Origin of the sequence: Piscirickettsia salmonis LF-89 = ATCC VR-1361 (genome assembly GCF_000297215.2) — a bacterium.
Taxonomy (GTDB): Bacteria; Pseudomonadota; Gammaproteobacteria; order Piscirickettsiales; family Piscirickettsiaceae; genus Piscirickettsia; species Piscirickettsia salmonis.
Window position 1 is genome coordinate 1 of the sequence record NZ_AMFF02000232.1, and the last position, 6,173, is coordinate 6,173.

A 6,173-nucleotide genomic window follows, 5' to 3' on the forward strand; every position below is an offset into this window, starting at 1 on the left:
CGAGCCATGGAGTGCTAAGCACGGGTGAGTAGGCCGAGGTAGGTTCGGGTTTTTAGCAGAGCGGAGTTGCGAAAGGCCGTTAGGTCTGTAGCAAGCGTAACGAGTGTCTAAAAATCTATACGAACCGTAGAGTCATGTGAGAGCACAGTAGTGGAGTGTGCCGATTCAAGGCACGTAACGCTGTGTGACGCGGACAGCCGAGGGTTTATAGTCGTCGCGTTTTGCTCGGCGATTTTGCATCATTGGATGTGCAAAATACCTACCGAGGTAGCGACGCTTACGAGGGGAATGACTGATGAGTTAATCGCTATTTTTGAAAGATTCACTGTTGATTTTATATGTAATTATGCCAGGCATGGTGGTTTTGAACGATTTTATATTTTAAGGAATAGCTTCTGTTATGAAAATTTGTTTTATCATGTACCCCTGGGCACGTATTGAGCCTGAAACAGATTCTACGTTAAGGTTGATTCATGAGTGTGCATCTCGAGGGCATACCGTTGCGCTGTCGACAGTGAACAATATGACGATTCGTGATAGTATTGCGAGTGTTTTTTGTGATGTAATTAAAAAGAACAGTAAAGTACCTGATAATATTCAAAGTTTTTATAAAAAAGTAAATTTTAGACGCTCTCAGCTGCCCTTGGCTGGTTTTGATGTTATTTTTATGCGAGCCAATCCACCGCTTGATACTTTGGCTTTGAATTTTCTTGATTCAGTCCGTGGTGATACGTTTATTATGAATGATCTGGATGGCTTAAGGATCGCCAATAATAAGCTATATACGGCTTCCTTTCGTGATGTGGAAAGTGAATTTATTCCGGCGACTCATGTTTCTAAAAATCGTGAGTATCTTGAGCGTATTTTTGATGAGTCTGAAAATAATAAAATGATCTTAAAGCCGCTAGATGGCTTTGGTGGTCGTGGCGTGATTGTTTTGGAAAAAGCTGCACGACAGAGTTTTAGCTCGTTGTTGGATTTTTATATCGGTGGTGATGAGCATGGTAAAGATAGTAATTACGTTATTTTGCAAGACTATGTTGAAGGGGCTGAAAAGGGCGATGTGCGTATTTTGATGTTAAACGGTGAGCCGATTGGAGCGATGAAGCGGGTACCCGCTGCCAATGATGTGCGGTCGAATGTTCATGCTGGAGGAACAGTAGTCAAGCATAAGCTAACCGCTCAAGAGAAGAAGCTATGTAAATATATTGGCCCGAAATTAGTGCGTGATGGTCTGTATTTTACTGGGATTGATGTGATTGGCGGTAAATTGATTGAGGTGAACGTGTTAAGTCCTGGAGGAATCACCCGTATTAATAAGCTTAACCGGGCTAAATTACAACAGGATGTTATTGACTTTGTTGAGAATGTTGTGAATGCCAAAGAATTAGTTATGAGCCGTAAATCGCAGTTTCGCCAGGTGATTGAAGATGCAGATGCTATCTGAGCAGCAGGTGCTTCAGGCGCTTAAAGCAGGTGAGGCGTTTGAAGGTGTCCTTGAAGATGGTTCTTTGTCGATTTGTGTGCGCGAATATGTTCCTTATGTATGCACGGCAATTCATGCTGGGCATCAGCTAAGACAGGAATTAATTGACTATTGTAATTTAGATGCAGCGCAGCGCTTACAAGAAGAGGATCCTTATACTGACCAGTTAATCGACTCATTGCCGATTGTGCTGATTGCCAAAGATTCACGTTATGAGTATGACTTAAATCGTGCGCCAGATGCGTGTATTTATGACCAAGCCTGGGGTGAGACAGTGTGGTCTCAGCCTTTATCAGAGCAAAATAAAAAAACATCACTAAGTAAGCACGAGCAATACTATCGGATACTCGGTGCCTTATTAAAAAGTATAGAGCAGCGCTTTGGTGGTTGTTTGTTGATTGATGTGCATAGTTATAACTGGCAAATCCGGCAGTATGCGAAAGCTCCGGTCTTTAATTTGGGTACCTCTCAGCTTGATACTAAACGCTGGAATCATATCCTGACTGCTTTTGAGAAAAAGCTCGCTCATATTGAGTTGCCTAACCTTGATGTTTCTATTGGTAGAAATACTGTGTTTTCTGGTAAAGGTTATCAAGCAACGTTTATTAGTAAGCATGCGCCGAATACATTGATTATTCCGCTTGAAATTAAGAAAATATTTATGGATGAGGAAACCGGTGAAGTGTTTCCTCTTGTGCTTGAGAAATTACAAGAAGGCTTATATTCAGCGGTACTCGATACGGCGGTGTGCTTTAATGAAAAGCTCAAGCGCTCTAAGCTGAAGCGCGTGGACCTTTTGCACTCAGAAATTGAGCCGATTGTCATTACAGTGGATCGCGGGCTATATAGCTTAGCCAAAGGAATGGAAACTCTGCGCTATGTAAACCCTATTAATATTCAGCAAGAGAAAAAGCGTGTCTTTGCTAATCGGCGCTATAATCCAGAGTTTCGCTATCGGCAATTACGCTTAGACCCTTATGACTTTCGAGAAAAGCTGTATAGTCTGCCGGTGTCGCAAATTCAAGATCCGATGCTGCGTGGCTTGTATCGCGCTGTGGTTGATAATTATGCGATTAAAATTGAGTTACTAGCCAGTGTTGGAACGCCTCATTTTCTTTATAACTCATTGAGATATTATGGTGAGCCGACTGCAAAAGACATTGCTAATGCGCGATTTATTCTTCATGCGGGTCTTTTACAGGGAGAGGGCAGTGTTGAGACGAATATTAGTGCTGAAGAGGCTAAAGGGACGTTTGAACAGGCGGTGCTTGATTATGGTTTTACTGACTGTCAGGTGATTGTCTCAACACGTATTGTGGCCAAAGCGATGGTTGATAACTCACGACGCGCCCTGTTAATCAATCGTAATGCACAGTTTTCAGCACTAGAAATCGCAGCCTTGATTCATCATGAATTAGGTGTGCATTTGGTTACGACGATGAATGCACTTGCTCAGCCACTGTCTGTGTTCAGGCTGGGCCTCCCAGGGGATACGTATACTCAGGAAGGGCTGGCTGTATTAAGTGAATACCTTTCGGGTAACATTAATTTACACAGGCTAAAACAGTTGTCATTACGTGTAGTTGCTGTTGATATGATGGTTAATGGAATGAGTTTTAGTTCGGTTTTTAATTATTTGATTGAAGAGCATAAGATTACTTTAGATGAGTCTTTTAACTTGACTATGCGTGTATTTCGCGGGGGTGGCTTTACTAAAGACTACTTGTATTTAAGTGGATTGAGAGATTTGGCTGCCTTTAGTCAGACGCGTGATGTTTCACCGTTATTAATTGGTAAGACGGGTTTGCAATTTATTGATACGCTTGATTCATTGTTAGAGCGGCAAATTGTACTTAAACCTCAGTATATTACACCTGCACTGAGTCAGAATGCTGGCTCGAAAAATGAGGTGTTAAGCTATTTAATTTCGTCAATTAAGTAAATATTTTGTAAGTGGTTTGAAAAGCTATTTACAGAAGTAGGTTGCCTTAGTAATATCATCTGGTCTAATAAAATTGGGAGCTAGTCTGCTAGGTAGAGTCCAGTTTATTTTGTTGAATAAATCTAATTTTTTTATTTTATTGTTGATCAATGTAATTTTTGTTGAGTTGAGAAGGCAAATGATTAAGCATATTGATGTCTTGAATGATCACGTGCTAGTAAGTAATAACTCTTTTTTTAGTGCTGACTGTGCACTACGTATCCGCGAGCTACATTTAACTCCACTGTTAACACAAGGGCATAAGGTTAATCTTGATTTTGAAGGAATAGAATCGATTAATGACGAGATTTTGTCATCTTTGTTTAAAGGCTTGGCCAATGAAACGGGATTGACAGAGAAAGAGTTACGGGGGCAGTTAATGAATCTGAACCTTGACCTGTTTACTTCAATTACTGCACGACAATATATGATGAAAGAAGCGTAATTTATCTGCTTACTCAGTTTAAATTTTTACTTGATTTAAGCAAAGGGCTGTTATGTTTAAAAAAGTTGTCTTGGCTGTGTTTTTTTTGACGTTTACTACAATTTTATTTGTGCAGGTTGTTTATCTGCTACATTAGTCTGTTTTTTAGGCTTCTGGCTTGCTAAGAAAAGGCAAGAGGCGTATTTTTTTATTATTATTTAGATAATTTTTGATCGCTTTGAGAATTGCAATGAAACAATTAGTATGCTTGATTATGGGTGTGTGGAGTATGGCGCTTGCTAACAGTGGATTGGCAAGCGGAGAAAGTGAGTATCCACAACATTCTTATTGTGACACTTGCCTTGATGAAAGTGGTGAGTTTATTGATAGTGCCCTAAGTGAAGGTGATGATTTTAACCCAAAGAATCTGTCAGCGAGTTCTACAGACTATAATTAATTTTGAGGCTGATACCTATATTTGATTTGTGATATTACCCCCGATTGAGTGGATATGTTTATGAGATACAAGCAACTCTCAGTGAGGTGTAGTATGTTTAAATCCAAGAGACTCGAATCGTAGGGATATGTCATCACCGTTAAAAAAAGAAAATGACTTGATATAGACCAAACTTTAGTCGACTTATTGGTTTGTTGTGGTTATGTTGGGAATCGGCTACACTTGCAAGGCTATGAAAGTGATGATAATTGAGGTAACCATTGCAATTTTCTTGTGACAACTGTGCATCATCAAGCTTATGTTTACCTGCGGGTCTTTCTCAAGAAGAAATGTCTGAATTGGAATCTGCGGTCACCCGTCAGAAGGTGATTGAAAAGGGTGATATTTTATTCCGCCAAGGACAACCTTTTAAGCATCTAATTGCCTTAAGGTCTGGCTCATGTAAGGCATACTCAACAGGTGGTGCTGGGCATGACCAAGTGCTGGGGTTCTTTTTTCCTGGTGATTTATTGGGTTTAGAGGCAATTCATTCTAATCAATATCAATATACCGTAACGGCACTGGATACTTGTAGTCTGTGTATGTTGGACTACAGTCGACTTTTGCAGTTATCCAGTCGCTTACCTGAGTTAAATAAACAGCTGTTGATGACTATGAGTAGAGAGATGATTCCTCAAACAAGTATTCATCTAAGCAGTCATGCTGATGAGCGGTTAGCGTCGTTTTTAATGAGCTTGTCTTATCGAATGCGTTTGCGTGGCTTTTCTTCACGAACCTTGCACTTGAATATGACTCGGCAAGATATTGCTAATCATTTAGGTCTCACTCTAGAAACAGTTAGCAGAACATTTAAAAAACTTGAAGTGGCTGGACTAATTGAAGCAACACGGCGCCAGGTGATTATTTTGGATCTGCGGCAGCTGCAAGTAAAAGCCTGTACTGCTAAAAAAACGATGGCCTGATTATGGGGCGGTCAGCTTTAATATGGGTATGCCTTTATCCGTAATCGTTTTATAAAAGTGCCATTCTTCTTCAAAAGATAGTGATGAGGGGAGTATAACTAAATCTGGGCGAGTATATGATAATGGGCATTCCAAGAGTGTATATGGACATTCACCTGTATGTAAGTATAGGTCTTGCCGTGAAATTTTTAGTAAACGACCTGCCGCTGTTAATTCTTCATAAGCATATTCTAGTATCTTATCATCTAGAACTGTTTGCTCGTTTTCTCGATTTTTTTTTGGGGGCTTGCGCGCGGGAATAAGTAAAGTCAAGGCTAAGCGAGATTTTAATCGTTCACTAAGTTGTTGTATATAGTTAATATCATCTTCGATATTATATTTGAGTGGCGAAATATAAAGGCTATATTCATATTTTGACATTGCTATAAGTTTATTAGCTATTTATAATTAGTATGAGGCAAACTGCCACTGTTACTTTGATCTAGATCAAGTTTTCTTATTATTAATGTTACAGGACTTACGCATTGACAACAAAATCCAGTTATGCACCTATAAAAAATTGGTATTTTCAGTACGTTTTTTTCATAACTTGCATGAAGTTTTGTCATAAACTCATATTTTTCACTCTCTTCGAAAGTTTGTAAAAAAGTGATTAAAAGGCTACAGCCATTGATATCTCTAGCTTTCATTTTTTCAAAAAGTTGTCAATGCGTACGCTGCGAGCCATGGAGTGCTAAGCACGGGGTGAGTAGGCCGAGGTAGGTTCGGGTTTTTAGCAGAGCGGAGTTGCGAAAGACCGTTAGGTCTGTAGCAAGCGTAACGAGTGTCTGAAAAATCTATAGCGAACTTCAGAAAGGTTATTT

Annotated in this window: 6 protein-coding genes; 5 read left to right on the forward strand and 1 reads right to left on the reverse strand. The window is 39.8% G+C overall.

Annotated elements, in window-relative coordinates:
• Positions 1 to 400: 400 nt before the first annotated feature.
• The 5 genes from gshB (at position 401) to C200_RS13725 (ending at position 5,310) form a co-directional block, all read left to right on the forward strand.
• Positions 401 to 1,447: a glutathione synthase gene (gene gshB, locus C200_RS13705; RefSeq protein ID WP_016211518.1), complete on the forward strand. Its 1,047-nt coding sequence runs from the start codon at positions 401 to 403 to the stop codon at positions 1,445 to 1,447.
• Positions 1,431 to 3,428 (forward strand): flavohemoglobin expression-modulating QEGLA motif protein, encoded by a 1,998-nt coding sequence (locus tag C200_RS13710; RefSeq protein ID WP_032126840.1) that lies wholly within the window; start codon positions 1,431 to 1,433, stop codon positions 3,426 to 3,428. Before gshB ends, C200_RS13710 begins: the two co-directional genes overlap by 17 nt.
• A 178-nt stretch (positions 3,429 to 3,606) precedes the next feature.
• Positions 3,607 to 3,912, forward strand: coding sequence for an STAS-like domain-containing protein (locus C200_RS13715; RefSeq protein ID WP_122941967.1), 306 nt, complete (start codon positions 3,607 to 3,609; stop codon positions 3,910 to 3,912).
• A gap of 229 nt (positions 3,913 to 4,141) precedes the next feature.
• Positions 4,142 to 4,348 carry a hypothetical protein gene (locus C200_RS13720; protein WP_032126841.1) on the forward strand — a complete coding sequence of 69 codons (207 nt, stop codon included), beginning with the start codon at positions 4,142 to 4,144 and terminating at the stop codon, positions 4,346 to 4,348.
• 260 nt (positions 4,349 to 4,608) lie between these two features.
• Complete coding sequence (locus tag C200_RS13725; RefSeq protein ID WP_016211521.1) at positions 4,609 to 5,310, forward strand: helix-turn-helix domain-containing protein; 702 nt, start codon at positions 4,609 to 4,611, stop codon at positions 5,308 to 5,310.
• Here C200_RS13725 and C200_RS13730 read toward each other — a convergent pair whose 3' ends face one another.
• The gene (locus C200_RS13730; RefSeq protein WP_016211519.1) at positions 5,311 to 5,730 is read right to left on the reverse strand and encodes a hypothetical protein; all 420 of its coding nucleotides are present in this window, start codon (positions 5,728 to 5,730) and stop codon (positions 5,311 to 5,313) included.
• Between the last annotated feature and the right edge of the window lie 443 nt (positions 5,731 to 6,173).

Excerpts from the sequence above, each read along its gene's own strand:
- gshB (WP_016211518.1), top strand. The coding sequence starts at position 401 with ATGAAAATTTGTTTTATCATGTACCCCTGGGCACGTATTGAGCCTGAA.
- C200_RS13710 (WP_032126840.1), top strand. The coding sequence starts at position 1,431 with ATGCAGATGCTATCTGAGCAGCAGGTGCTTCAGGCGCTTAAAGCAGGT.
- C200_RS13715 (WP_122941967.1), top strand. The coding sequence starts at position 3,607 with ATGATTAAGCATATTGATGTCTTGAATGATCACGTGCTAGTAAGTAAT.
- C200_RS13720 (WP_032126841.1), top strand. The coding sequence starts at position 4,142 with ATGAAACAATTAGTATGCTTGATTATGGGTGTGTGGAGTATGGCGCTT.
- C200_RS13730 (WP_016211519.1), bottom strand. The coding sequence starts at position 5,730 with ATGTCAAAATATGAATATAGCCTTTATATTTCGCCACTCAAATATAAT.